The following is a 26,546-nucleotide window of genomic DNA, read 5'->3' as shown; positions in this document are numbered from 1 at the left end:
GTCTTCGATTAGTCGCTTGAGGTTAGCCGTTAATGAGCATTTACGACCACGATAACTAAGTTTAGTTTCGTGGTCGGCTTGCGCACTAGTCGCATGGTATTCACCCTTTAACCGGTGAATTTCATTAAAGATAGTAGTCTTACTAAAGCCCAGGTAATCAGCGATATATCGAAGAGATCGCTTTTCATGACGAAGCGTTTCGATGACAATGCGGTCTGAAAATGATAAGATAGTGGTGCCCATAAAGGTCCTTCTTTCTAATGGAATGTTGTAACGACACCATTAAAGACCTTTATGGGTTTTTCTGTCCACTAAAATGTTCAACTTAAATTTTACAATCTGCCAATTTAATAAAGACGAAGATAAATGCAAATGGAAAGACCAAGGGTGCAACTATCAGAAGTAAGTCTGAAATTTTGGTCATATGTAACTCATAAAAGAAACCGTCGATTTTCATTTGAAGGGTAGAAAGAATCCAGATATGATGCATTCCATCAGTTAGGTACAGTAAAAAGAAACTGTATATAATTATTGTTATGAAAAAATATGAAATTAAAAAAACTATTTTCCTAATAGTGTCAGCTATTTTTTTCGGACGCATACGTAACCTCCTAACAAAAAATTACATATATATTTATATCAAAAAAAAAACGATATATCAATCTAAAAGCACAAAAGAAAGTAGGAACTAATATGCAAAATCGTTATGTCAAACCCCAGAATGTTAAAGAAGCGATGATAATTATCCAAGACTTGTTCAACAAGTATCGGCATGAACCGTTGACGGATGAGTTACTCCGTTACCATCAGAATTTAACTAATCGGTTACAAACTGATATTTACCAGGCAGCCCAGCTAGAAGGAAATGATTTTCAAACCAAACAGTTAGCTGGCATGATCACGGCGATGCAGGACTGGACGCGGCTAAAAGTTGCTAGGCGCCCGTTTCGGGGGAAAATGAAGAATTTTAAATTGGTCGAACAAAAACACCAAAAAATCAAACGTGTAACCCGGAAAGGGCGCGCGGGGCATAAATATCATGTTGCGCATCATTAGACGCAGCAATGATAAGAGGCTGGTTGTTACCGGTCTTTTTTATTCGCACTTAGCTATTACAAAGTATAGTAAATTACAAACTAATAATTAATATTAAAATCAAACTTGTAAGTGCTGAGTCACACTGGTGGCCGTCTTACTATGGACGTTAAGAATTACTTCGACTTTGGAAGTCCGTTCGACCAAAGTCATAACGGCGCCCTGATGTCCTTTGCCCTGGACGGTGTCGGCTTCAAGGTGGCCGAATTCACGGTTAAAGTTGGGAAAGTCGATAGCCCGTTGGTGAATGCTTTGGCCAAGTTGACCAGCCTTCCCCCGCCGTTCTACGTAACCATTGGGGCAACGTTTGCCTTTCATCGGCACATCAAAGGTACCCCGCTCAAAAAGGCGGTAAAGCGTCCGCATACTACAGCTGAGTGGTCGTTCAGCGCGTCCCATGATTGTGTCTGGCGTCCAGCCTTGAGCCACTTTGGCTTTGATATAAGTTGCCTCATCAGTGGGCAATTGAATGGCCTTCCGACCGCAATGAGCCTTGTTTTTACGAATACTCTTGGAGCGTGTGGCCGGCGGCCAGAAAGCGATAAACTCGGTAGACGGTTTCTAAGCTCCGATGCAAAAGTTTGGCGGCCCGGTAGGCTTTTACTCCTTGGTCACGAAAATTAGCGATCATCGTTAGTTCGTCTATGGTAAGATGGTGGTAGGTCACTTGTGGTGTCCTTTCTTTTGATGTATGGGTATTCAAAAGTCTACCACAAATGGCTTTTTATTTTTCTAACTTAATTTTACAAACCGTGATAATGATTTTATAATTATATATGAATACGGTTGCAAAGCCAGTATTTATAAATGTAATTTTTGCAACAGAACCTAGTAAAGAGAAGCGTGTTCTAGGTTAGAAACTGTTCAGAAAAATGGGAGAAAGGAAAGTATCGATCTTTAAATGTAGTTATCCGACTACAAAGACACGTTGATATCAGGTTGCTAATTATGGTCGGAAAAAATAACACTCAGCTTCGCAAGCAAAAGGCTGCTATGCAGAAGCCGAGGTATGGTTTACGTAAATTAACGGTTGGTTTTGCCTCGGTTCTTTTAGGAACAATGTTTGTATTTACAAAGGGTCAACTAGTCCAAGCCGATGAAACTGGAAATGCACTGCCAACGGTGCAAACAACCAGTGATGCAATAACTAGCAAGGATTCAGGGAATAGCGAGTTAACAGAAGCTACCAGCACTCAAGCTCAGCCGGAAACAACGACTGCTGTTACTGATGAGCCGTCTGCTATAAATACGAGTAGCCAAAACGTACCAGCGACAGATACTAGTGTGGCAAGTAGCAGTCCGAATAGTGGTACGGTGTCCCCTGCTACTTCGGCAGATACAACAGTGAATGAAACCTCTCCTGTAATAGAAAGTAATGCCCCTATCCAACCACGGGTACGAACAGCTACTCCCAATGTTACGGCTTCAGTGGCAAGTGATGGCTTGACCGCTACTGATGATAATGGCAGAACTCTGCATATTAGCCGCAGCACCCTGGGGAATGATGGCTCTAATAGTGGGATTACTGTCGGTTTAAGTGGGACAATCAATGCCGGTGACGTTTACATCGTTAAAGTTCCTAACTATCTATTTTCACTTAATGATACTGCAGTTATGACAGCGGGGGCATTAACTGGAGCCGGAACTGTTAAGCGGACATCAGAAAAGATTGATGGGATTAGCTATAATGTTTATACTTTCCAATTTACTAATAACTTCACTATTAGTTCCCAAGGGTTACAGATTATCATCAATGATGGCAATAACTATACGGGTCAAGGGAGACCAAGTGATGTAATCAAAGATGGGGACGCTATTAGAAAAATTTACTGGAGTCATTACAATAGCAATGACACAACACCAATAGAGAATCCTTCATTAACATATACAACTAAGATCCATACTAGTTTGGACAATGCACAACTCATCCAAACTAAACCCGATCCGAAGACGGTTAATAAACTGTTGCCGGATGTCACATATGAGTTCGAACTTGATATTCGACAAGCAACTGGGATCCAAGATGACCAAAGCTATTCTTCTAGCAAGATTAACTCAGCCCGTAATTATGGCGCTCAGATTGTAATTCCGGTACCGGCAGACTTCATTTTGGATGAAGCCGCCTCCCGGTTAGCTAGTCAGTTAAAAGATGGTGATCAAACAACGATTACGCAAGTAGGTGGTAAAGGTGGAAACATTGTCATCACTGTTCCCAAGGGATATGGAGCCCAAGGCTATGAATCTCAAACAGGATATAAGTTAGTAGGGAAATTTGAAGCTGAGCGTCCAGAGACTACTTCGACTTTAACTGCAGCGGGACCGATCACGATACAAGAGCAGATCCTAACTGAAGATGGTTTGACAACTATCTCCAAAACACTAGCTCCGTGGCAGATTACGATGTTAGGAAAGGATGCTATTCCTGACCAAGGAAAACTGCCACTGTATTCATGGGGAAATAACAACTCTAATTTATTTAGTCAAACAGTTGCGACGAAGATTACCAACTATTTCTCCTTTACTAATCAAACTTCAGTTGAGTTTAAGAATAGCTTGCATATTGTTGCAGAGTTTCCTAAGGAACTGGCTATTACGGGTTTTAGAACACCACAGTTAAACGAGGTAGCGCGGCGGGGAACTACGGCCTATACTTATACAGCTTACTTAACTGATGGGACCGTTCTAACGGGAACTATTAAAGCGGGTGAGGCAGTAACTGCGCCGACAGGGAAGTTACTCCAAAAGGTAGAACTTATTCCCGATGTTTGGGCAGTTGGCGCCGAAACGAATAAATATGTTAACTATTACACCACGGGTAATTTTGGGACAAACCAGTATGATAGTCCGGAATCTTTCGTTGTGTATGGGACCTTGGCACCAGCCATCGATGAAGCTGATCCCTTACCTGCTGATCTGAGGATTAGCACTAAATTTACAGTCTGGTCACCAGAGTTTGGAAATGGAACTGCTTATACTAATACTTCAAATCAACGGGTTCAAAGTGTAGCTGATTTGAAGTCGGATGCCGGAGCTACCGGTTCGCAAACCTCTAATCAATATTACAGTGAGGACCTAAACTGGAAATCATATGGTAGTATCAGCGTCACCAACGCCAATAGTTCGTCCATCGGAACAAAATACATTCACGAACCAATCTTCTACTATGTCTTACCAGAGCATATGAACTTCCCTGGTACGTGGAAAGATATTGTTTTACCAAATCCAGGAGAAAAGGGAGTAGTAGAGCCCAAGCTAACTAAATTTATGTATAACGGGCGTGAAGTTATCAAGTTAGATTATACGGGAACGGGATTTAACTTCGATGTCAAAGCTGGTAACTATCTCTATGGTTCTAACCAAATGCCGATTGCTATTGATCCGGATGCTGAAGTAGGCTCATATGGTTGGCAAGTGTACATGTTTACCCGAACAGGGATGGTTAACACCTCCAAAGAAGTGTTGAATCCTGAAGAAGATGTCAAAGGTTATACTCAAGGGATTACTGACAGTGGAGCTAGTGGTAAATTGTATCTTTTAGGTTCAGGGACTTTTACAATTAAAACTCCACCAATTGCTTATGTCCCAAATACCGCTCAGGGGAACCAGGACGTTAAACCGGTTCAAATCGGGACTTCAGACGATAAAGGAAGCGACCAAATGGCGTACTTTGTACGGCTGGCAAATTATAGTACTGATGGCATTAAACAGGGGTATTTGGTCTCTAACTTACCACAGAGTTCAGATACAAGTTTTACCTTCCATTTGACCCGGGCGGTTGAATTTGAACGGCATAGTACTGCGTTTGGTATGAATGATTTTGAAATTTTGTATTCATATGATACACAAACATTGCCAAATCAAACGCAAAAAGGTTACTTGCCATCGACGGTAGGCTTTATGACCGCGGATCAGGTTGATGATTGGTCTAAAGTTAAAGCAGTGATGATTCGCTTCTTACGGACGATTGACCCTATCACAGCTGTGGGACAATTTATTTTCCACGGAACTGATCCCAACTTTATCAATGATGCAAATAAGACAGCGTACCTAGATACAGCCTTGATGGGTGAGGGGATGACACCATTTATTTCTACCCGGGCGGGGATAAAGATTACAGGGGAGTCCACTGTTAAAGCACGACTACATTATGTTGATGAAAATGGTCAGGACCGCTACATTGATGTTCCGGCCTTAACGAAGACATATAGTGACAATCAAGATACGCTGAAGTTAGCTGATTTTGATGTTGCAAATATTCCTGCTGATTTGATTCCAGCCCACTATCAGTTAGTAGCAGGACAAACACCAACGATAATCAAGACTGGAAAGTATAGTGCGGGCCAGGCTGGCTTTAACCAGACTGTTGCTTATTATTTCGATGGCGATACCGTTCAGTTTGAATTGGAACATATCATTGACAAGGTTACTAAGACGGTAACACGGACAGATAAGTTCGAATATGATCCAAGTGCACCATTATATCGACAAGATGGTGACAATAGCATTGCTGCTCCAGTTACCAAGACCTATACTGTAACCCAAATGACAGACGAAGTTACAGGCGAAGTTACTTATTTGTATCAGGAACAAGGAACAACCACCACTGGGACAGAGGCAACATTTACGATTCCAGGGGTAACCGTTCCGGAAAAAGCGGGATACTTGGCAGGGACAGCTGTTTCAGAAATTGCCACAAAGGGAATCACTTTTGATATTGCAGCTGAATTTGCTAAACATCCAGAAGATACAATAGCATTTACCAATACAGTTACCTACACTGCTCTACCACAAGAATTTCACTACGTAGTAATTGATGACACCGATAGTAAGATCATCATTCCGGACTTGAAGATCGCAACGGGAGTCACTGATGGAGCAATTGATGACGAGAATAAGACAGTTTATTGGGATATTTTCAATCGTTTAAATCAAGGGATTGATGACGGTTATGATTTAAGTTATGTGCATTACTACGATACCGATCAAGGAAAATTTATTGATTCTGATGATGGGCTGGGAATGCCGAAAACATATTCAGCTGATCCAAGCAAAAATATCGTAACTATGCATTTGATTCACAGTAACCGGTTCACCTTAGAAACAAAGACGGTAACGCGGACAATCAATTTCTGGGATGCGGATCAAGATCGCTTGATTAATGACGCAAATGGACGTGTAACCACAACACAATATCCTCAGACTGTGAAGCAAGTAGTGACCTTAAAGCGCTACGCAATGTATGACATGATCACTAAAGCCTTGGTTGGTTATTATAAGCCAAGTCAAGTGGATGTGATTTTTGAAGGTTCAGGTGTAGTGCCAAAAGTAGGGGAAAAATGGATTCCATATGCTGAAGCAACTGAGGATACTGCTGGGTACGAAGCAACAGATGAAACAAGTTGGCAAGCAGTAGCAACGTATGATTTGACGAAGTTTGGTTATGAAAAGGCCACGGACAGTAATGACCGAGCTTTAGCGTCGATTGCAGCTCAGGATGTTGACGCAACAACGGCAGATACAACAGTAGATGTCTTTTACCATGAAAAGTGGGTTAGTGTGACACCAGATAATCCGCCAACTGTCGGTGGAAAGGTTGATAATAATGATGAGAATTCACCGGTTTATCCTGCAAATGAATACGCTAACCATGTGCAAGATTATGAGTCAACTTCGACCCGGACAATTCACTATCGGTATGCGCAAGGAACTTCAAAGAATGGGGTTGATGTTTCAGGGCAACCAGTAGCTGGCTTAAATGATATTCACCAAACAGTTAAGTTCTACCGGCAAGTAGAAATTAACTTGGTGACTGGAGAATTATCAGTTCGCAATATATGGTTACCGGTAAGCGCTACAACCGAAGATCAAAATGGGACTTCAACTACCATTACCAGCGGTGCAGTGGGAGATTATGCTAGTGTGCCTACCCCATACTATGATCCGAATAAGCCAACAGAATATGACTTTTTGAAAGGGTATACTCCTCAAGAAGCAACAGTAAAATCGATTGCTGCTATTCAGGGTGTGAATGCTGGTGATGTCTATGTTGTTATTTCTCCTAATACATCATTAGCCCAAGTATCGTACATTGACCAAGATACCGGCAATACACTATTTACTGACGGAATTAATGGTAATTCAGGGGACACAATTAATTACACTACCCAGGAACGGTTAGCACAGTTAGCCAAAGCAGGTTACAAGCTGGTATCTGATGGCTGGACAACTAATCCTGAGGGACTAAATAAGGAATATCTAGAATCATATGATGATAGTGAACTAATTGATACCGATGCTGGAAAAGTCCCGCTGAAAATTAAGCAGATCTGGAAAGTTTATGTTGGGCACAAGCATGTCACAGTTACTGCTGAAGCAGGGAAAGCAACGACAGATCAACTGACAGATGGTGATGGTTATACACATAACTACCCGCAAGGAGTTGACCAGAAAGATCTGAATACCACTGTTACTCGGCAGATTTCCTTTATTTACAAGGATGGACGCGAAGCGTTTGCTCCTGTCACCCAAGAATCACATTGGACGCGGACGGCTGATATTGATCTGGTTAAACTTGCCCAGGGCAGTGATGACGCAGTGCATTATTCTAAGTGGGTTCATGGGACCACTGATGTAACAACACCGGTGTACTTTGATGCTTATAATTTAACTGCTAATAAGCACACCCTTGCAGGATATACAGCGAATACAGAGACAGTTGCGAACGAGCGGATCGCCTTTGATTTGGCTGGTAAGCCGAAAAATGGTGGGGACAAAGTTGTCATCTATACTCCGAAGGAACAAAAAACAAATATCACGTTTGTTGATAAAGAAACGGGGAAGGTCATCACTCCGACATATGAAATCACGGGACATACAGATGAAACCATCACTTTGAAACAGGACGATGGACGTTTTAAGACACCAACAGGAACTGAAATCAAGATTCCAGCTGGATGGAAATTGGTTGCAGGACAGAAGATTCCTGTGGCAATTACTTTTACTGGTAATCATACTCCTGATCAAAGAGTTTTAATTGAACATGCTACTGTTTTAGTAACGCCGGATGATCCTAAAACCTCGACTGATCCCCTCCCAGATAACCCTAATCTGACATATACAACCGGGTTAGAAGCGGGCGATCTAAATCAAACGGTCACGCGGACAATTGTCGTCTACCTCCCAGATGGGACTACCAAGCAATTAGTACAAACGGCTAAGTTCCAGCGGAGTGCACTTGTAGACGAAGTTACTAAGCATGTTACTTACAATCCGTGGGAACTTGTTGCTGGTTATCGGGATTCATTTGCCAGTGTAGGAGCACCTGAAATTGTAGGAAAACTCGATGGATATACACCAACCAACGCTGCGCCTGAGATGGACAATATTCAGCCGTTGGATAAAGACACAGTGTTCACAATCCGGTATACAGCTAATCCACAGAATGCTCAGATAAAGCTAGTGGACGATGATGCCAACGGTCAAATTTTGAATCAGTTGACTGCAAGTGGCAAGTTTGCTGAGCAAATTGTATTTACCAAAAACGGGCAAAGTCTAGAACAAATCATTGCCACTTTAGAAGCTAAAGGCTACATTGTGAACGCAGATGCAACGGATAATTTTGCTAAAGGTACAACTTATCAAAGCGACGATCAGCGTAATCAATTTGTTTTGCACTTTAAGCACAAGCAAGTGACAGCGCACAGAACTAAGACCATTACAGAAGTAATTCATTACGTTTTTGCCGATGCTACACATTCCCAAGCGGCGGATGATTACCAAACAGAACCAGGCTTGACAGTGATTCAAGATGGGGTTACTGACTTGGTAACTGAGACCACCATTTGGAATTCGGCTTGGGACCAAAAAGTGACTTTAGCAGCAGTTGATAGTCCGGAAATTCAGGGCTATACGGCCGATCAGCCAGAAGTGGCTCCGGTGGCAGTGTTAATTACGAATGACAATTTTGCTGATCCAAAATTAAATACTGTTGAAAGAACAGTGATTTATAGTCCTAATAAGCAGAGTGCGACGGTGATTTATGTTGATGATGACAACAATCAACTACAAATTGGTGATTCACAAGTGATCAATGGACAAACTGACCAGAAAGTCGCTACTAATATTATCAATCCGGATCCGAATAAGTATGTCTTGGTATCAGGCTATCCAACAGAGATTAGTTTTACCGCTGATGGTACCCACGATGGTAAACAAATCGTTGTGCACCTTAAGCATAAGTTGGTAGACCAAAAGCGAACTAAGACGGTTACGATGACAGTGACCTATAACTTACCAGCAGGACCACAAACAGTAGCAAAGACCCTGATCTTTACTCAAGGGGGAATCAAGGATATGGCTACCGGAGTGGTTATTTGGGATCAAGGATGGAATGACCAGGCAAGTTTTGCCACCTTGAACAGTCCAGACATCGAAGGGTATACTCCAGAGATGGACAGTGTTGGCGGTGACACAGTTGTTGTTAGCGATGCCACTTGGGACGAGAACCTAGATAAAGCATATGTCGTTAACTACACTCCAAACCCTGAAACAGTCACAGTACAGCATATAACGACTGATGGGCAGCCGTTGCATCCAAGTGAAAACTTGATCGGTGTCTATGGTGGAGAGTACACCGCGATTGCAAAGGATATTCCAGGATACCACTTGGTTAGTGGTCCCGCGCAAGTAACCGGAACTTATCAAGTGGATAATCACGCCGTAGTCTTTATCTATGCACCTGATGAAGAGCAGGTAGTGGTTCATTATCAAACCGCTGATGGGCACCAATTGGCTTCAAGTACAGTTTTAACAGGAACATTTGGGGCAGCATTTACTGCACAGGCTATACAGATCCCTGGTTATCACTTACAAAGTGCAGTCCCTAGTGTCAGCGGACAATTTAAGCTGGTAAATGATGAAATTATTTTCATTTACGCACCAGATAATCAGCCACAGATGCCAGAAGATGACGCAGATAAGAACAATGCGCCCGGGACAATGGCTGATAAGAAGGTTGCGCTTAGTGACCAACAAAATCCAAGTCCAGCTCAAGCGGAAAGTAAAACAGAGCAATTAGCACGGTTACCACAAACGGGTGCCGAAGAAACCACCAGCGAGACGGTGTGGGGGTTACTCCTGATAATGCTGGCAGGATTATTAGGAATCGATCTGAAAAATAAAAAGAAAAAGCACGATTGAGCTAAATAACACCTAACAACGAAGGATAATTCGCAGTTTATTACTGTGAGTTATCCTTTTTTGCTAAAAATGTTTTTAATCTACGTTAGTTAGTTGAATAATTAACTAATTTCGTTGATAATGGGAATAGATAAAACATACTTGGGGAGGAAAAATAGGTGACAACCATGCTAAAAAAAGCACGTACTTTTTTTGATCGCAATGCGCTATTGCTGAAATTATTATTTGTAACATCAGTGGTAATCTTTGTGATTTTTGAAGTAGCAAAAATTTTTCGCGATGTAGATTGGAATCGGGTTGGACAGGGATTGGCTGATCAGTCGCCAATCGAAATAGGGTTGATGTTGTTAGGCGGAATGGTAGCAGTATTACCGATGTTGGGGTATGACTTTGCTATTGTGAAGTTTTTACCAGGAAAATTCACAATCCCGTATATCATCCGAAGCGGATGGACAACTAACAGTTTTACTAATATCGCTGGCTTTGGCGGGGTTTTAGGGGCAACGTTGCGGGCCCATTTTTACAGTCAAAATGCAACTAAAAAGCAGGTATTATATGCCTTATCCAAGGTAGCATTATTTTTGGTTGCGGGTTTGTCTATTTTGTGTTGGCTAGCTTTAGGAATGATTTTTATTGGGCAAATCGGAGTTCAATTTGCTAATTATTGGATTTGGTTAGCTGGTGGAGCTTTGTATTTCCCAGTATTATTTACTGTTACCAAACTAAAAAGTGCATCCTTTTTTGAAGACCTAACGCTGGGGATTGAGCTGCGGTTAATCGCTGGATCGCTATTTGAGTGGTTATTTGCGGCCGGGTTCTTTATGATGATTGGCTGGGTTATGCATGTATCTGTGAACTTAGCTGCAATTTTTCCCCTGTATGTTATTGCATCAGTTTTAGGGGTCATTTCAATGGTACCTGGGGGCTTAGGTTCCTTTGACGTCTTCATGATGATGGGGATGAGCACCTTAGGCATTGCAACAGACCAAGCTGTTGTTTGGTGTTTATTCTTTCGGATCTTTTATTATATTGTTCCCTTTATTATTGGCTTAATCTTTTTTGCCCACAGCATGGGAGGACGGGTCAATGAGTATTTGGATGGTTTGCCCCAAGCTGCTTTCCAAAAAATTGCGCATATCCTAGTGACTTGCTTCATGTATTTCTCAGGTATCTTTTTATTATTGGAAGCAGCGGTCCCTAATTATACATTCAGTAACAAGTTTTTGTTGCAGCTATATCCATATACCCTCTTTTTCTTGAGTCAATCATCGGACATCATCTTTGCAGTTCTTTTGATTATTTTAGGTCGGGCGATTGCACTAAAGGTTAAGCGGGCTTTTTGGCCGGCATTGCTATTATTGGTAGCAGGTGTGGCTAACACTATTTTTTGGGATTCCTCGTCGCCGGTGTTTATTGCTTTCCTAGTTTTAGTAGTAATTGCAGTGGCCTTTGCCAAAAAAGAGCTTTACCGTGAACAGCTACGTTATTCTATTAACGAATTAATTGTTGACGGGTCGATCTTTGTGATGACGCTGGTGGTCTATCTTATTGTTGGAGTATTGAATACACCATCATTTATGCGCCATCATAAGACACCTGCCTTTTTCCTCTTTCCAGGTTTGAAAATTTGGCTGTCGGGATTGATTGCACTTTCAATTGCTGCATTGCTGGGAATGATTCTGATCCGCTATTTAGGAGCAGCCAATGATCCTTTCAAGCGAAATAATTATTCTGAAAAACGTATTCATAAGATAATTGCCCAGTTTGGGGGCAATGAAGTAAGTCAGTTGGCTTATTTGCGTGACAAAAATATTTATTACTATCAAGTTGACGGAGAGGATCAACTTTTCTTCATGTATCGGCGCAACGCTAATAAACTATTGATCATGGGAGAACCGGTCGGTAATCAGGAATATTTACGAAGCGCAATCTTGGATTTTATGAAGGCTGCAGATCGGTTTGGCTACAGCTTGGTATTTTATGAAACAAATCAGGAAGTTGCCTCATTACTCCATGATTATGGGTTTGATTTTATCAAAATCGGTGAAGAAGGGTATGTTGACCTGCCCGACTTCAGCATGGCGGGGAAGAAGCGGCGGCCATTACGGAACTTAGTTAATAAATTTGAACGTGAAGGTTATGAGTTTGCTTTATTACAACCACCATTTGATGCGGCGACAATGGCTGATCTGCGTAGTGTTTCAGATGAATGGTTAGGGCAAGAAGTCGAAAAAGGCTTCTCATTAGGTTTTTTTGACGAAGAATACCTACAACGGCAACCGATAGCAGTGGTAAAAAACCAATACGGACGCTTGGTGGCCTTTGCTAATATTATGCCAATGGAGGAGGGCGTACTTTCAATTGATCTTATGCGCCACCGTCATGATGGTGTTCCTTCTGGAGTAATGGACATTCTATTTATCAAGTTATTTGAATATGGACAGCAAAATGGATATCAGCGGTTTGATATGGGGATGGCTCCGTTAGCAAACGTAGGAAATTCGGAGTTTAGTTTCCTCGAAGAAAAAATTGCCCATTTGATCTATGAATATGGATACCGTTTTTACTCGTTCCAAGGATTACGGTCATTTAAAAATAAATACGTTACCCAATGGTATCCTAAATACATTGCTTATCGGAAGAAGAGTTCACTAGTTACTACCATGATCCAATTATTTGCGGTAGTAAACGTTCCGGTTAAAAAAGAGAAGAATACCACGGGGTTACCTGATTTATGGCAAAGATGGTTGCCACGATTTTTACGTAACTAATAATGAATGAAAAAACTAGAGCTTTAGCTGGAGTTTAGAAAACAGTAATAATAAAACCGTTAGAAAGTAACGTTTTCAGTAACGCAATTTCTAACGGTTTTTGTATTATTGGTATCTATTTATGAATTTGAACCAAGTGGGCAATATATTGAGCAAATTCCGCGTCATCATTGAGGGCAGGAACAAGATCTAAAGTTTGCCCGCCATGAGCTAGGAAATTAGCTTTATTTTCGATACCATTTTCATGTAAAGTTTCTAAACAATCAGCTGTGAATGATGGACAAACTAATAAAACTTTTCGTATGCCTGCATCAGCCGCTTGGACAAGACTTTCATGGAGATATGGTTGGAGCCACGGGGTTGGTCCAAACCGTGATTGGTAGGTGAATTTAATTTTGTCTGATGTTAAAGTTAAAGCTGCTTGTAACTTGCGCGAAGTAACCATGGTTTCTCATCCTGGTAAGGATCCCCGCGTTTAATCACAGAAACAGGAACCCCGTGATAGGAAACAAACAATTGGTCATAGTCACCTGCTGTCCATAATTGGTTGATCCTATTAACCAGAAGCGCAATATAAGCATCGTCGCCACCGAAGCGTTTAATAATTGTTGCATTTGGAGCAACCGCTGCAACTTGGTCGATAATGGACTTAGTAGTGGATTTACTGTAATGAGGAAAAAGTGGGAGGACAGTGATGTGGTGACATTTTTGTTGCAACTTGGTAATTTGACTGGCAATTGTTGGTTGACCATAGGTCATAGCCATTGTCACTTCCCAGTCAAGAAGTAAAGTGCGAACTTTTTTTAGTTAAATTATAGGTATAGACGATAAGAGGAGATCCCGCATCGGTCCATATTTCCCGATAAAGCTGAGCTGATTTAGCCGGCCGTGACCGTATCCCATGCAAGATTGGTTTCCAAAACCAGCGGGGCATTTCAATTACATTGGGATCACCCAGGAATTCGGCGAGATATTGGCGTACATCAGCCACACTTGTGGAACGGGGGAACCAAGGTTTACGAGGAGTAAGCCGTTTTCTTTCAAAAATAATCCTCCTTAATACTAAGGCTAAGAAGTTAGCCGGTAGTGTGTAAAAATATTTTCTAATATAACCGGATTAGTCATGCCGATGTTGCTTATGCGCTAAGTGTGCGCTATGGGCTATTCCCCACGCATGAAGGGCATCGAGGGTCGGAATCAATTCCTGACCATGTGCAGATAATTGGTATTCGACCTTAGGGGGCACAACCGGATAGACCTTGCGATTAACTAAATCATCTTCCTCCAGTTCTTTTAACGTTTGTGTAAGCATCTTCTTAGTTATTCCAGGTAGTGCGCGGTATAAGTCAGAAAAGCGTAACACTTGTTGAGCGCGTAGTTGAATTAAAATAGGGATCTTCCATTTGCCCAATAAACTTTTGAGACCATCATCGATGTGACAGTCCAGTGGTTCAAAACTCATCGGTATTCCTCCTGCAACTTTTTAAGTTTTATTATACGGATCAATTTTGTGCTTGCCAAATCAAACGGTATCTTTAAAGTAATCTGATTACTCTGAAGTGCCGTCTTGGCAAGCTGCGTATTTTCATTTATATTACTTACATATAGTAAGTTATGAAGTGGAGGTTATCCAAATGACAATGGCAGATTATCGGATTCATCCAGAAAATGGGTTAGAAGTAGGAATCTATACGTTAGGGGATAGGATGCCTGACCCAACTACGGGCAAAATCAGTAGTGAAAAGCAACGAATTGATGAGTTAGTTGAAGAAGCTACGTATGCAGAGCAAGCAGGTTTAGACTACTATGGTTTGGGCGAAAGCCATCAGCAATATTTTACTAACCAGGCACATACAGTCATTTTGGGAGCCATTGCTAATGCAACGCAAAATATTAAGATCGGGTCGGCTGCTTCTATTGTGTCGACCACAGATCCAGTTAGACTTTTTGAAGATTTTGCTACATTAGATTTGTTGTCTGATGGACGGGCCGAAATTGTTGGCGGACGGGCTTCACGTTTAGGGATTTTTGATTTGCTCGGTTACAAATATGAGGATTACGCTGAACTTTTCGAAGAAAAATTTGATTTATTATTACAGATCGCAGCCAATGAACGAGTTACGTGGTCAGGCAAATTTCGCGCTCCGTTAAATGATATTGCTGTGTATCCTCGGCCTTTAAATGGAAAGATGCCTATTTGGCGAGCGGTTGGTGGACCAGCTGAGAGTGCGATTAAAGCAGGGCGAGCAGGTGTTCCCATGGTGATTACAACCCTTGCTGGGCCGGTATCACGTTTCAAGGAGTCGGTGGATATTTATCGTGACGTCTTACGCAAAAATGGATATGATCCAGCGGAAATTCCGGTAACAACTGCGGGATTATTTTATGTAGCTGAAGATATGACCACAGCGCTACGGGAGTATTATCCACATGTTGATGAGGGAATGCGGTTAGCTAATGGTTATGGCTTTGATAAACGGGCCTTTGCTGCCCAACGCGACCTGCTACAATCAATGAATGTTGGTGACCCAGAAGCTGTTGTTGAAAAGATCCTTTACCAGTATGAACAATTTGGGATGCAACGCTATATTGCCCAACTTGACTTTGCAGGAATGCCCCACAAACAAGTGATGAGACAAATTGATTATTTAGGGGAGAAGATTGTTCCTGTTGTTAAGCAGTATACCCGGGCATATCCGAAGAAGTAGGTGAAATAATGAAAATAGTACTTGTATCAGGTGCTGTTATTGGTTCGAAAACGGTAACAATTTTGAACAAACTAAAAGATGCTCTCCAAGCACAAAGCAACCAAGTTGAGGTGGTTTTGCTGGATTTACGACAATTGCAGATGGTATTTAGTGATGGACGTGATTTTCGTGAGTACAGTGGTGACACTCTCCGTGTGGCAACAGAAATCATGAGTGCGGACGCTTTGGTCTTGGGATCACCAGTATACCAGGCAGGAATCTCTGGGGCGTTAAAGAATGTCTTAGATTTACTTCCCGCACGAGCCTTGGCAGACAAGGTGACCACAGCTGTGATAACAGCGGGCTCACCCCGCCATTTTTTGGTGGCCGATTACCAGCTTAAACCGATTTTAAACTTTATGAAGGCAGTCCCATTAGCAAGTAGTTTATACGTGGAGAGCAAAGATATTGCTGGTGATGAAATCATTACCGGAGAGATTATTACGCGTATTGACCGATTAGCCAGTGACTTGTTATTGACGACTGAGACGTATCAAGCACAACTGCAAAGATTAGAAGATAGCCTTTTCTAGCGTCAAAGAATTAGTGGTATAAATTTTATAAAAAGCTTTGGCTATATAATAAAAATAGCGGCAAGCAAGAAACAATATTTCTTGCCTGCCGCTTGTTTAGTTATGGAAATATTTATTTTTGATCGTCATCGTCAAAGCGGAATAGATAGTCATCATCATTCATTGCTTCAACGTTCCCCAACAGATAACCATTACCGACTTGGGAGAAGAAGTCATGGTTAGAAGTGGTAGTAGAGATCCCGTTCATGACTACCGGGTTGACGTCCTCAGCAGTATCTGGGAATAAGGGATCCATACCAAGGTTCATCAAGGCTTTGTTAGCGTTGTAACGTAAGAAAGTGAGCACTTCTTCTGTCCAACCAACTTGGTCATAAAGAAGGTGGGTGTATTGTTCTTCATTAGCATAAAGATCATAGAGAAGATCATACATCCATTCTTTAAAGTTTTCTTGCTCCTCAGCATTCAATTCGTTAAAACCAAGTTGAAACTTATAGCCAATATATGTGCCGTGAACAGATTCATCCCGCAGGATCAACTTGATAATTTCAGCAACGTTAGCCAGTTTATTGTGGCCTAACCAGTATAGCGGAGTGTAGAAACCTGAATAGAATAAGAAAGTTTCCAGGAAAACAGAAGCGACTTTCTTTTCTAATGGTTTACCGTGACGATAAATGTCATTAATTTTTTGAGCTTTATATTGCAATGTTTCATTGCTGTTAGTCCAAGCAAAGATCTCTTCAATTTCTTTAGGAGTGTTTAACGTTGAAAAGATTGAAGAATAACTTTTAGCGTGGACAGACTCCATAAATTGAATATTGTTAAGTACAGCATTTTCTTCTTGTGTACGTGCATCTGCCATCAAAGATGACATTCCATCTTGTGATTGCAAGGTATCCAACAGGGTTAGCCCCCCAAAAACTTTCCCTACGACATCTTTATCGGCGTCAGATAAAGTGCGCCAGTCTGCAAGGTCGTTAGAAAGGGGAATTCGTGTATCTAACCAGAATTGTTCAGTTAATTTTTCCCAAGTAGCTTTGTCAATGCTATCTTCAATGTCATTCCAGTTGATAGCTAAGTAATTTCCTTGTTTGTCTAGACGTTCCATGAACGGATTATTCCTCCTTAATTGAAATCAACACCTAGTTAAATTGAGCAGCTTTCACATTGGTTTGCGCCGACTTCTTCCTGATCATCAGTGAAAGTCCGAATATAGTAGATAGACTTGATGCCTTTTGCATAGGCATAGTTTCGTAAGATAGACAAATCTCTAGTTGTCATCTTGTTTGTCCGGTTCTTCTTCCACTCATACAAACCTTCAGGAATAGTTGACCGCATAAAGAGAGTTAAACTCATTCCTTGGTCGACATGTTGTTGAGCAGCCGCATAGGTGTCAATAACTTTCCGCATGTCGGTATCATAAGCTGACTTGTAGTACTTGATAGTATCGTTAGAAAGGTATGGAGCTGGATAATAGATCTTCCCAATCTTTCGTTCCTGTCGTTCTTCAATCCGGTTGATAATTGGATGAAGACTGGCAGTAGTGTCATTAATGTAAGAAATTGATCCGTTAGGAGCAACAGCCATTCGGTTTTGATGGTAGAGCCCATCACGCATTACAGCTTCCTTGAGTTTGGCCCAATCAGATGGTTGGGGGATGAAAGTGCCTGCAAAAAGTTCCTTAACCCGGTCAGTTTGCGGAGCATAAGATTTAGTTACATATTTGTCAAAGTAAGTCCCATCAGCATACTTACTTTTAGCAAAATTTGCAAAAGTCGTTTGTCGTTCTCGAGCAATAGTATTTGAGGCTTTAAGAGTCCAGTAATTTAAGAGCATAAAATAGACACTAGTAAAGTCTAAAGCTTCTGGAGAACCGTACTCAATGTGATTCTTAGCCAAAAAGGCATGCAATCCCATAGCACCTAAACCAATAGTATGTGCAATCGCATTGCCATGTTCAACTGATGGAACGACATCGATTGCAGAGTGGTCAGTCACAAATGTCAAAGCTCGGGTCATAGTCATAACGGACTTACCAAAATCAGGTGAAGCCATCAGGTTAACGATATTAGTTGAACCCAGATTACAACTAATATCAGTGCCAAGTTCGTCAAATTCCTGGCGATTATTAACGCGTGAGGGACGTTGAACTTGCAGAATTTCTGAACAAAGATTACTCATGATGATTTTGCCATCGATTGGGTTAGCCTTGTTAGCAGTATCGATGTTGATAACATATGGGTAGCCTGATTCTTGTTGGAGTTTGGAAATTTCTTCTTCCAATTCCCGGGCTTTAATTTTCTTCTTAGGAATAGCAGGGTTAGCTACCATATTGTCATATTCTTTAGTGATATCAACATATGAGAATGGTTTACCATAGGCGCGCTCAACCCCCCATGGGTCAAAGAGATACATGTCGGCATTCTTTTGTACCAATTCATAATATTTATCAGGCACAATAACTCCTAAAGATAAGGTCTTAACCCGGATTTTTTCGTCAGCATTTTCCTTTTTGGCGGAAAGAAAAGCAACAATATCAGGGTGAAAGACATTCAAATACACAACCCCTGCACCTTGACGTTGGCCAAGTTGGTTGGAATAGGAAAAGCTATCTTCCAGGAGTTTCATGACAGGAATGACCCCGGAAGCAGCTCCTTGAATTCCCTTGATAGGGGCGCCAGCTCCCCGTAAGTTGGATAGGGTGATCCCAACACCGCCCCCAATCCGTGAGAGTTGTAAGGCAGAATTGATTCCTCGTCCAATTGAGTTCATATCATCAGTAATTTGGATTAAGAAACAGGACACCAACTCACCCCGCCGCTTGCGGCCGGCATTGAGGAAGGTTGGAGTAGCTGGTTGATAACGTTGGTGAATAATCTCATCTGCTAAAGCCATAGCCAATTCTTCATTACCATCAGCAGCAAAAAGAGCATTGGCTGCTACTCGATCAATGAAGTTTTCCAGATAATATGCTCCATCGTTAGTTTTTAAAGCATATTGGGCATAGAATTTATAAGCAGCCATGAAGGTCTTAAAGTGAAAGTTGGCTTGATGTAAAAATACGTATAACTTTTCAATGAAGCTAAAGTCATACTTATGAATAAATTCAGCTTCATAATAATCATTGGCAATGAGATAATCAAAGCGTTCCTTTAGATTGGCAAACCGTTTGGTGTTGGGGCCAACGTTTTCTTCGAGAAAGCTAGCTAGAGCTTCCTTATCTTTATTCAATGGAATTTGCCCATTAACAGGGAGATTGATCTCATTATTGAGGTCATAATAACGAACTTTGCTGATATCAATATCTTTAAGACTCAAGTTTCTTCACCGCTTTCCTGAAATTTTCTACATCGCGTGGTGTGCCGTTGAATTCAAAGGCATAAATAATTGGTTTTTGGTATTTGTGAGCTAGTTCTTTAGCAGTGATAATAAATAATTCCGCAAAATTACGGTTACCATTGCCAACAATTCCTTTTAAATTTTTAGAATTTGTTCCATAACTTAAAAATTCGTCCACAGGTTCCGTGATAGCAGGGTCACTATACGACGGAACGATGAGGACGAACGGCTCGTTGACTTCATGTTCTGGATCAATTCCATCAATTTCGTAAGGATCACTAACAGCAAGTTTTTTGACAAACCGCCGTGTCTGACCTGTCACAGTAAAGTAGACAACTTTCATTAGTCAGCGATGAGCCTCCTTAAAAGATCAGGACGAAAACCATTGATTACAGGTTCGTTGTTTTCTTCGATCACCGGAACAGTTTGAAAGCCGTGATCACGGAGATAATCAATGTATTGTGGTTCTTGTGAAATATTTTTTTCTTCAAAACTGATGTTGTGCTGTTCTAAGAATTTCTTAGTCATCTTGCATTGGATACAGTTGTTTTTAGTAAAAACAGTTAGCTTCATTGTGCTCACTCCCTCGATAATTAACGTAATTCAGTATACAATATTTTGGGAATAAATCAACTAAAAGCAATCGTAAAACACAAGATATAGGGGGTTAAAAAACACCCTCAATACCATATATAGAGTTGTTTAAGAAAGCGGATACCAATAGAAATTGCTTTATCACGCGAAAATTCGTATGATATAAAACAGAATATGAACGTAAATTACAGAAAGGATACAAAAATGCCAAATTATTATTACACAGAAAATCCAGATGTAGATCATGCAGAACAACGCTGGGATTTTACACTTCTGGATCAGACACTAACTTTTATTACTGATAATGGTGTTTTTTCTAAGAATACTGTGGATTATGGTAGTCGTGTGCTATTGACTGCGGTAGCACCAACTTTAACTACTGCAGCAAAAATTCTAGATGTGGGATGTGGCTATGGCCCGATTGGATTAGCTTTGGCAAAATCTTTCCCAGCAAGCCAAGTTGATATGGTAGATGTTAATAACCGGGCATTAGCGTTATGTCAACGAAATGCTACGATTAACAAAATTAAGAACGTCAAAATCTGGCCTTCAAACTGCTACCAGGATGTTGAAGATGTTGATTATGATGCGATCATTTCCAATCCGCCGGTCCGAGCAGGAAAACAAGTAGTACATACCATTTTAGCGGAAGCATATGCCCACTTGTTGCCAGGAGGGACTTTAACCATTGTTCTTCAAAAGAAGCAGGGAGCTCCATCGGCTAAAAAGAAGATGTTAGAAGTTTTTGGTAATTGTACAACTTTGACGCGGGATAAAGGGTACTTCATTTTGCAAAGTATTAAATAGGAAGGATTAAGAAAATGGAGCTTAGTGAATTTGAAAAGTACAAGTTTATGCGGGAAGCGTTGTATGAAGCTAAGAAAGCTCAAAACATAGGTGAAATCCCCATTGGATGTGTAATTGTTCGTGATGGTGAAATTATTGGGCGAGGGCATAATCTGCGTGAGCACAGTCAAGATGCGGTTCATCATGCTGAAGTGATGGCTATCGAAGAAGCTTGTTTACGCACAGGATCATGGCGATTGGAAAATACTCAGTTATTTGTTACCTTGGAACCATGTGCAATGTGCTGTGGAGCAATTATCAATTCCCGAATTCCGGAAGTTTATTATGGGACTAAAGATCCCAAAGCAGGTTGTGCGGGGAGTTTGATGAATTTGTTAGGGGATAAACGCTTTAATCACCAGGCACAGGTTGAGTACGGAATTATGGAAGAAGCGTCAGCTAAAATTTTGCGTGACTTCTTTCGCTATATTCGGAAACAACAAAAAATTAGGAAACAGCAGCGTAGGCTGGCGCAACAAAAGAAAGATAAATCAATACTGGAAAAATAATTGTGATCGTGTTAAGATATATTTTGCCGCAAGGCCTTAAGGCAATGTTGTCCTTACGAACCGTGTCAGGTCCGGAAGGAAGCAGCACTAAGTTTGGTTCAGCATGTGCCTTTTGTGATATGAATGCAAGCTCCTGGTCTGTTAAGGCGAGGAGATTTTTTGTTATAATGGGGGAAATGTTTTATTAGAATGGGAAGGAATGCAGGATGAGTTATCAAGCATTATACCGGGTATGGCGTCCTCAGCGTTTTGCTGATTTGGTGGGGCAAGAACTGATTACTAAGACGTTGCGGAACGCGTTAGTAACGAAGCAAACAAGCCATGCATATCTTTTTTGTGGACCGCGGGGAACAGGAAAAACTTCGGCTGCTAAAATTTTTGCTAAGGCAATTAATTGCCACCAACAAAAAGATGGTGAACCATGTAATGAATGTGAAACCTGTCGGGCAATTACAGCCGGCCGTTTAAACGACGTAATTGAAATTGATGCTGCTTCAAACAACGGTGTTGAAGAAATCCGTGACATACGAGATAAAGTGAAATATGCGCCGACACAAGCAGACTATAAAGTTTATATCATTGATGAAGTTCACATGTTATCCACGGGTGCGTTTAATGCCTTATTAAAAACGTTAGAAGAACCCCCAGCTAATGTAATTTTTATCTTAGCTACTACGGAACCACATAAGATTCCAGCAACGATTATTTCCCGAACCCAACGGTTTGATTTTAAGCGGATCACATTAGCTGCGTTGCTACACCGTATGGAATACATTCTTCAGCAAAAAGAGATTAAATATGATCAACAGGCTTTGCAGGTGATTGCTAAAGCAGCCGAAGGGGGAATGCGAGATGCATTGAGCATTCTAGATCAAGTCTTATCATTTGGTGAAAACGAAGTCACATTAGATAATGCCTTATTAGTAACTGGAAGTGTAACGCGACAAGAATTACATAATTATTTAGCTCAAGTGTTAAATCATGACACGGCAGCGGCGTTGATAACCATTCAGAAACTACTCCAGGATGGCAAAGATCCTAGTCGTTTGATTGAGGACTTGATTATGTATTGTCGAGATTTACTGCTGTATCAAGAAGCACCAGAAATTGTTGAAGCAAATCGGATGGGTGTCATTGACGATAGCTTTAAAGAATTTGCGCAGGCGACAGCAGCTGATCGTCTATATCAGATGATTGATGTGTTGAATGAACAACAAGAAAATATGCGGTTCACAACACACCAATCTGTCTACTTAGAGGTAATGACTGTCAAGTTGACACAAGCTTCGCAAATGACACCCAAGCAAGCACCGGTTGCTACGATGGATACGGGACTTCAAACAGAGATTAAGCAACTTCAACAAGAAGTGGCAACGCTGAAGCAAGAACTTAATCGTCGAAGTCAACCAGGGGCTACTGTTACCGAGGTTAATTCTCAAGTAAAACCACAAGCTGTAACACGGAAGCCGATTGCTAAAATTAAGGTTGATCTCGAGCGGGTATATTCGGTATTGCGAGCTGCAACCCGTGAGGATAAACAAGCTGTAACAGCTGTGTGGGACCAGGTTCTCTCACAATTGGCAATACCACAGCGGGCAATCATGTCGGTGGCCCAACCCTTAGCAGCCGCCCCTAACCAACTTTTATTAGGGTTTAAGCAGAGTTTTCTTTGTAAAAAGGCTATTGCAGATGAAGAACTGCAGGTTGCAGTGACTAAACAATTAGAATTGTTATTAGGCAGGGAATTTAAACTGGTTTTCATTCCGCAAGACCAATGGCTAGAGATTCGTACAGCCTATGTTGACCAACTGCATAAAGGGAAACAGAAGTCTCAGGTAACAACTTCCTCAAAAGAAGAGGCGCCTACTGCTTCACAACCGGAAGCGCCACTAGTCGCTGAAGCCAATAAAATTTTTGGGGAAGATATTGTTAAAGTTAAAAATGATTAATTTAAAAGTGAGGTAATATGTAATGATGCGTGGAATGAATATGTCAGCAATGATGAAACAAGTTAAGCAAATGCAAAAGAAGATGAAACAAGATCAGGAAACGTTAAATGCGACGGTTTTCACGGGACATGCGCCAGAAGATTTAGTAGTCGTTAAATTTACTGGTGACCGTAAAATGACTGATTTGACAATCAAACCGGAAGCAGTAGATCCGGATGATGTAGAAATGTTACAAGATTTGTTGGTGGCTGCTATCAACGATGCGATGAGCCAAATTGATAGTCAAACCCAAAAGACAATGGGAAAGTATGCACAAAATATCCCGGGTCTATAATTTGAGTTAAAAGGGGCGAAAACGGTGCAGTATCCAGAACCGATTGAGAAGTTGATTGAAAGTTATATGCGCTTGCCGGGAATTGGTAATAAGAACGCTACGCGGTTAGCTTTTTATACCATAGACATGGATGAAGAAGATGTTACAAAGTTTGCTAAAGCTTTGATTTCAGCTAAGCGTGACCTGCACTATTGTCAAATTTGTGGCAATATTACTGAAGATGAGCCGTGTGAAATCTGCCAGGATCAGACACGGGACCAGCATCAGCTAATTGTGGTAGAGCAACCTAAAGATGTGATGGCATTTGAAAAAATGAACGAATATCATGGACTGTATCATGTCCTCCATGGGGTTTTATCGCCGACTGATGGGACAACGCCTGATGACCTAAACATTGCTAGTTTATTGAAGCGGCTGCAGGAGCATGAGGAAATTACAGAAGTAATCCTAGCAACAAATGCAACTACTGAGGGTGAAGCAACGGCAATGTATTTATCGCGATTAATCAAGCCTGCTCAAATCAAGGTTACACGGCTGGCACATGGTTTGGCTGTGGGAAGCGATATTGAATACGCAGATGAAATGACCCTAGCGCGCGCAATGCAAGGTCGGCAAGAGATGTGAGGGATCAAGATGTTTGGTTTATGGAAGAAACAGCAATTAAAGAAGCAATATGACGAAATGCTCTTGGCTGATATTGATACTGCTAAGCGTAATTGGGATAACGCCCGCCAAACGCAAGCGGCAGTGTATGATAGTGATGAGCAATTGGTGGCTGAAACAGAATTAGCTAAAGCCAAATATTATTTTCTTTATTTAGAAGCAAAAAGGCGTCAAATTAAAGGTCATATCCAATCGTCGGTAATTGATCACTGATGATGGATGTATGAAAATTAGTATACAAATCGTTTGGAAAAGATTATCAGGCTTTTTCAAACGATTTTTTTGTTATTTATGATATCATTTAGATATCATAAAGATAGAGGAATATGAAATATGCGACAAAGTGAGATGACTACTTTTTTACTTCGACTACCACAGGCACTAAAGCGTCAGTTAGAAGAAAAAGCACAAGCTGATAAGCGGAGTGTCAATAGTACGGTGGTTGATATTATTAGTCGGGCTCTAGCAGTTCACCCCACCGGTACATCGCTAGAACAACGTAATTTTATTGGGCAAAAGGTTACTGCTAAGCAGATTGACGCAGTGAATGGATTAGTTCATTTGCAAGGGATTTACTATCGTTATTTAATTGAAGGGAACCAAGAATACACACCGACTGAAGATTATATTGTGATTGAAGCGGTGGGGAATATTTTAACTTTACGACCGCTAATGAAATTGGGAGGGGATTAAATGTTAGGAGTTAAAATTGTACAGCAGAATTGTCAGGGTTTAGTAGAGACGTTAGGCAAGTATAGTCGCAGTGTGGAAGCGGGATTACACTTCTACATTCCATTTTTGCAAAATATTCAGGTAGTTGAATTGGCAATGCACCCATTGCGGTTAGCACAATATTCTGTAATCACAAAGGATAATGCGGATATTGAAGCTAGCGTGACGCTCAATTATCACGTGACAGATGCTATAAAATATACCTATGAAAATACAGATTCGGTAGAATCAATGGCTCAATTAGTGCGGGGACACCTCCGAGATATTATTGGGCGAATGGAGTTGAATGAAGCTTTGGGATCAACTTCCAAAATTAATGCCGAATTGGCAAGTGCGATTGGGGATTTAACTAATATCTATGGTATCAACGTTGACCGGGTTAATATTGATGAACTAACACCTTCGACAGAGATTCAACGCGCTATGGACAAACAATTAACAGCAGATCGTGAGCGAATTGCAGCAATTGCACGTGCTGAAGGGGAAGCCCGTAATATTAAGCTGACTACCGATGCCAAGAATAAAGCGTTGGTCGAAACAGCTCGCGCTGAAGCAGAAGCGACTCGGCAACGGGCTGATGCGGAAAGTTATCGTATTGAAAAGATACGAACAGCATTGCAACAAGTTGATAGCAATTATTTCCGGGATCAAAGCATTCAGGCATTTACTAGCCTAGCAAAATCAGATACAAACTTGGTGGTTTTAAGCAAAGATGATATTACGGAACTAGGCAAAGTTCCGGTTATCCAAAAGATGTTGGAAACACAAGACAAGAAATAAGCAGACAGTATGAAGTACAGAAAAAAGGCTACGGAAATACCGTGGCTTTTTTGTTTACATTTGAACAAGGAAAATGAGCTCCGATGGTACCATTTATTTGCTGTTGATAGCAGGCGGTTTTTTTCATAAAATCATACGGCTATTTTATCAGTGTTTATCACTGTATAAAGTCCGTTATATCAACGTTTTTAAAATAGTGATTTAATAGAAAAACAGTATTTTTATAAAAGTCTGCGACAAACTCGCGACAAAAAATATAATTCCGCTTGTCTATATGAGCCTTTAAGCACCGCCTATTTAAGGGCGGTTTTTTTTATTGTCTGGATGCCGTGGGATGATCTGACAACAAAAAAACGCCCGGTAAATGGATACCCGGGCGCAAAAGAAAAGATATATGAGTTATATGTTTATTTTATCACATTTTACGCTTCCCAGTTCATCCGGTATCCTGTTTTTTAG

Annotated in this window: 22 protein-coding genes, 1 other RNA gene and 1 pseudogene; 14 read left to right on the top strand and 10 right to left on the bottom strand. The window is 41.1% G+C overall.

Going from position 1 to position 26,546, the window contains the following annotated elements:
• Positions 1–243 (bottom strand): helix-turn-helix domain-containing protein (locus G541_RS09555; protein ID WP_155824525.1); only part of this gene is annotated, 243 nt, incomplete at its 3' end.
• Between the two features lie 450 nt (positions 244–693).
• On the opposite strand from G541_RS09555, the gene G541_RS0106690 reads away from it, so the two are divergent.
• Positions 694–1,056, top strand: a complete 363-nt coding sequence (locus tag G541_RS0106690; protein WP_027826924.1) for a hypothetical protein — start codon at positions 694–696, stop codon at positions 1,054–1,056.
• Positions 1,057–1,164: 108 nt separating this feature from the next.
• Here G541_RS0106690 and G541_RS09550 read toward each other — a convergent pair.
• A pseudogene (locus G541_RS09550) lies at positions 1,165–1,762 on the bottom strand (IS30 family transposase); the annotation flags it as partial.
• A gap of 281 nt (positions 1,763–2,043) precedes the next feature.
• Here G541_RS09550 and G541_RS0106680 point away from each other — a divergent pair.
• Complete coding sequence (locus tag G541_RS0106680) at positions 2,044–10,293, top strand: mucin-binding protein (protein WP_027826923.1); 8,250 nt, start codon at positions 2,044–2,046, stop codon at positions 10,291–10,293.
• 167 nt (positions 10,294–10,460) lie between these two features.
• Positions 10,461–13,064 (top strand): bifunctional lysylphosphatidylglycerol flippase/synthetase MprF, encoded by a 2,604-nt coding sequence (mprF, locus tag G541_RS0106675; protein ID WP_035163086.1) that lies wholly within the window; start codon positions 10,461–10,463, stop codon positions 13,062–13,064.
• Between the two features lie 115 nt (positions 13,065–13,179).
• On the opposite strand, the gene G541_RS10750 is transcribed toward mprF, so the two are convergent.
• The 4 genes from G541_RS10750 to G541_RS0106660 form a co-directional block, all read right to left on the bottom strand.
• Positions 13,180–13,509, bottom strand: a complete 330-nt coding sequence (locus G541_RS10750) for a ferrochelatase (RefSeq protein WP_027826921.1) — start codon at positions 13,507–13,509, stop codon at positions 13,180–13,182.
• Positions 13,476–13,829, bottom strand: coding sequence for a ferrochelatase (locus G541_RS10745; RefSeq protein ID WP_027826920.1), 354 nt, complete (start codon positions 13,827–13,829; stop codon positions 13,476–13,478). Before G541_RS10745 ends, G541_RS10750 begins: the two co-directional genes overlap by 34 nt.
• Positions 13,830–13,842: 13 nt before the next feature.
• Positions 13,843–14,055, bottom strand: coding sequence for a ferrochelatase (locus tag G541_RS10740; protein ID WP_338086460.1), 213 nt, complete (start codon positions 14,053–14,055; stop codon positions 13,843–13,845).
• Positions 14,056–14,181: 126 nt separating this feature from the next.
• Entirely contained in the window at positions 14,182–14,526 is a 345-nt protein-coding gene (locus G541_RS0106660) for a winged helix-turn-helix transcriptional regulator (protein ID WP_009553225.1), read from the bottom strand.
• Between the two features lie 172 nt (positions 14,527–14,698).
• On the opposite strand from G541_RS0106660, the gene G541_RS0106655 reads away from it, so the two are divergent.
• Both G541_RS0106655 and G541_RS0106650 read left to right on the top strand, forming a co-directional pair.
• Positions 14,699–15,772, top strand: coding sequence for an LLM class flavin-dependent oxidoreductase (locus G541_RS0106655; RefSeq protein WP_027826919.1), 1,074 nt, complete (start codon positions 14,699–14,701; stop codon positions 15,770–15,772).
• Between the two features lie 8 nt (positions 15,773–15,780).
• Positions 15,781–16,344, top strand: coding sequence for an NADPH-dependent FMN reductase (locus tag G541_RS0106650; RefSeq protein ID WP_027826918.1), 564 nt, complete (start codon positions 15,781–15,783; stop codon positions 16,342–16,344).
• Positions 16,345–16,456: 112 nt separating this feature from the next.
• On the opposite strand, the gene nrdF is transcribed toward G541_RS0106650, so the two are convergent.
• The 4 genes from nrdF to nrdH are packed head-to-tail and all read right to left on the bottom strand — an operon-like array spanning position 16,457 to position 20,253.
• Positions 16,457–17,449, bottom strand: coding sequence for a class 1b ribonucleoside-diphosphate reductase subunit beta (gene nrdF, locus G541_RS0106645; protein ID WP_009553218.1), 993 nt, complete (start codon positions 17,447–17,449; stop codon positions 16,457–16,459).
• A gap of 38 nt (positions 17,450–17,487) precedes the next feature.
• Positions 17,488–19,659 (bottom strand): class 1b ribonucleoside-diphosphate reductase subunit alpha, encoded by a 2,172-nt coding sequence (gene nrdE / locus G541_RS09540; protein ID WP_035163083.1) that lies wholly within the window; start codon positions 19,657–19,659, stop codon positions 17,488–17,490.
• Complete coding sequence (gene nrdI / locus G541_RS0106630) at positions 19,649–20,023, bottom strand: class Ib ribonucleoside-diphosphate reductase assembly flavoprotein NrdI (RefSeq protein WP_009553214.1); 375 nt, start codon at positions 20,021–20,023, stop codon at positions 19,649–19,651. Before nrdI ends, nrdE begins: the two co-directional genes overlap by 11 nt.
• Positions 20,023–20,253 carry a glutaredoxin-like protein NrdH gene (gene nrdH, locus G541_RS0106625; RefSeq protein ID WP_009553213.1) on the bottom strand — a complete coding sequence of 77 codons (231 nt, stop codon included), beginning with the start codon at positions 20,251–20,253 and terminating at the stop codon, positions 20,023–20,025. The genes nrdI and nrdH overlap by 1 nt, the downstream gene beginning before the upstream one ends.
• A gap of 225 nt (positions 20,254–20,478) precedes the next feature.
• Between nrdH and G541_RS0106620 the strand changes: the two genes are divergently transcribed.
• The 9 genes from G541_RS0106620 (at position 20,479) to G541_RS0106585 (ending at position 26,087) form a co-directional block, all read left to right on the top strand.
• Complete coding sequence (locus G541_RS0106620; protein ID WP_009553211.1) at positions 20,479–21,081, top strand: class I SAM-dependent methyltransferase; 603 nt, start codon at positions 20,479–20,481, stop codon at positions 21,079–21,081.
• A 14-nt stretch (positions 21,082–21,095) separates the two neighbouring features.
• Positions 21,096–21,629 carry a tRNA adenosine(34) deaminase TadA gene (tadA, locus tag G541_RS0106615; RefSeq protein WP_035163081.1) on the top strand — a complete coding sequence of 178 codons (534 nt, stop codon included), beginning with the start codon at positions 21,096–21,098 and terminating at the stop codon, positions 21,627–21,629.
• Between the two features lie 28 nt (positions 21,630–21,657).
• An RNA gene (gene ffs, locus G541_RS10200) (signal recognition particle sRNA small type) lies at positions 21,658–21,756 on the top strand.
• 79 nt (positions 21,757–21,835) lie between these two features.
• Positions 21,836–23,578, top strand: coding sequence for a DNA polymerase III subunit gamma/tau (gene dnaX, locus G541_RS0106610; protein ID WP_027826916.1), 1,743 nt, complete (start codon positions 21,836–21,838; stop codon positions 23,576–23,578).
• Positions 23,579–23,600: 22 nt separating this feature from the next.
• A complete protein-coding gene (locus G541_RS0106605; RefSeq protein WP_009553204.1) occupies positions 23,601–23,912 on the top strand; it encodes a YbaB/EbfC family nucleoid-associated protein in 312 nt (103 codons plus the stop codon).
• Positions 23,913–23,936: 24 nt separating this feature from the next.
• Positions 23,937–24,536, top strand: coding sequence for a recombination mediator RecR (gene recR, locus G541_RS0106600; RefSeq protein WP_027826915.1), 600 nt, complete (start codon positions 23,937–23,939; stop codon positions 24,534–24,536).
• A gap of 9 nt (positions 24,537–24,545) precedes the next feature.
• Entirely contained in the window at positions 24,546–24,788 is a 243-nt protein-coding gene (locus G541_RS0106595; RefSeq protein WP_009553200.1) for a YaaL family protein, read from the top strand.
• Positions 24,789–24,908: 120 nt separating this feature from the next.
• The gene (locus tag G541_RS0106590) at positions 24,909–25,268 is read left to right on the top strand and encodes an Arc family DNA-binding protein (RefSeq protein WP_027826914.1); all 360 of its coding nucleotides are present in this window, start codon (positions 24,909–24,911) and stop codon (positions 25,266–25,268) included.
• A complete protein-coding gene (locus tag G541_RS0106585) occupies positions 25,269–26,087 on the top strand; it encodes an SPFH domain-containing protein (RefSeq protein WP_027826913.1) in 819 nt (272 codons plus the stop codon).
• The last annotated feature ends 459 nt before the right edge of the window (positions 26,088–26,546 follow it).

It is taken from the genome of Ligilactobacillus saerimneri DSM 16049, from assembly GCF_000423265.1.
Classification (GTDB): domain Bacteria; phylum Bacillota; class Bacilli; order Lactobacillales; family Lactobacillaceae; genus Ligilactobacillus; species Ligilactobacillus saerimneri.
This window is presented reverse-complemented; position numbering and strand designations above follow the sequence as displayed.

Bases quoted from the DNA above. Each gene is read 5' to 3' on its own strand.
- G541_RS10745 (WP_027826920.1), bottom strand. From the start codon at position 13,829: ATGGCTATGACCTATGGTCAACCAACAATTGCCAGTCAAATTACCAAG.
- G541_RS0106660 (WP_009553225.1), bottom strand. From the start codon at position 14,526: ATGAGTTTTGAACCACTGGACTGTCACATCGATGATGGTCTCAAAAGT.
- G541_RS0106590 (WP_027826914.1), top strand. From the start codon at position 24,909: ATGCGACAAAGTGAGATGACTACTTTTTTACTTCGACTACCACAGGCA.
- G541_RS0106595 (WP_009553200.1), top strand. From the start codon at position 24,546: ATGTTTGGTTTATGGAAGAAACAGCAATTAAAGAAGCAATATGACGAA.
- G541_RS0106620 (WP_009553211.1), top strand. From the start codon at position 20,479: ATGCCAAATTATTATTACACAGAAAATCCAGATGTAGATCATGCAGAA.
- G541_RS0106655 (WP_027826919.1), top strand. From the start codon at position 14,699: ATGACAATGGCAGATTATCGGATTCATCCAGAAAATGGGTTAGAAGTA.
- mprF (WP_035163086.1), top strand. From the start codon at position 10,461: ATGCTAAAAAAAGCACGTACTTTTTTTGATCGCAATGCGCTATTGCTG.
- tadA (WP_035163081.1), top strand. From the start codon at position 21,096: ATGGAGCTTAGTGAATTTGAAAAGTACAAGTTTATGCGGGAAGCGTTG.
- G541_RS0106680 (WP_027826923.1), top strand. From the start codon at position 2,044: ATGGTCGGAAAAAATAACACTCAGCTTCGCAAGCAAAAGGCTGCTATG.
- G541_RS0106605 (WP_009553204.1), top strand. From the start codon at position 23,601: ATGATGCGTGGAATGAATATGTCAGCAATGATGAAACAAGTTAAGCAA.
- G541_RS0106585 (WP_027826913.1), top strand. From the start codon at position 25,269: ATGTTAGGAGTTAAAATTGTACAGCAGAATTGTCAGGGTTTAGTAGAG.
- G541_RS0106690 (WP_027826924.1), top strand. From the start codon at position 694: ATGCAAAATCGTTATGTCAAACCCCAGAATGTTAAAGAAGCGATGATA.
- dnaX (WP_027826916.1), top strand. From the start codon at position 21,836: ATGAGTTATCAAGCATTATACCGGGTATGGCGTCCTCAGCGTTTTGCT.
- nrdI (WP_009553214.1), bottom strand. From the start codon at position 20,023: ATGAAAGTTGTCTACTTTACTGTGACAGGTCAGACACGGCGGTTTGTC.
- nrdF (WP_009553218.1), bottom strand. From the start codon at position 17,449: ATGGAACGTCTAGACAAACAAGGAAATTACTTAGCTATCAACTGGAAT.
- G541_RS0106650 (WP_027826918.1), top strand. From the start codon at position 15,781: ATGAAAATAGTACTTGTATCAGGTGCTGTTATTGGTTCGAAAACGGTA.
- G541_RS10750 (WP_027826921.1), bottom strand. From the start codon at position 13,509: ATGGTTACTTCGCGCAAGTTACAAGCAGCTTTAACTTTAACATCAGAC.
- nrdH (WP_009553213.1), bottom strand. From the start codon at position 20,253: ATGAAGCTAACTGTTTTTACTAAAAACAACTGTATCCAATGCAAGATG.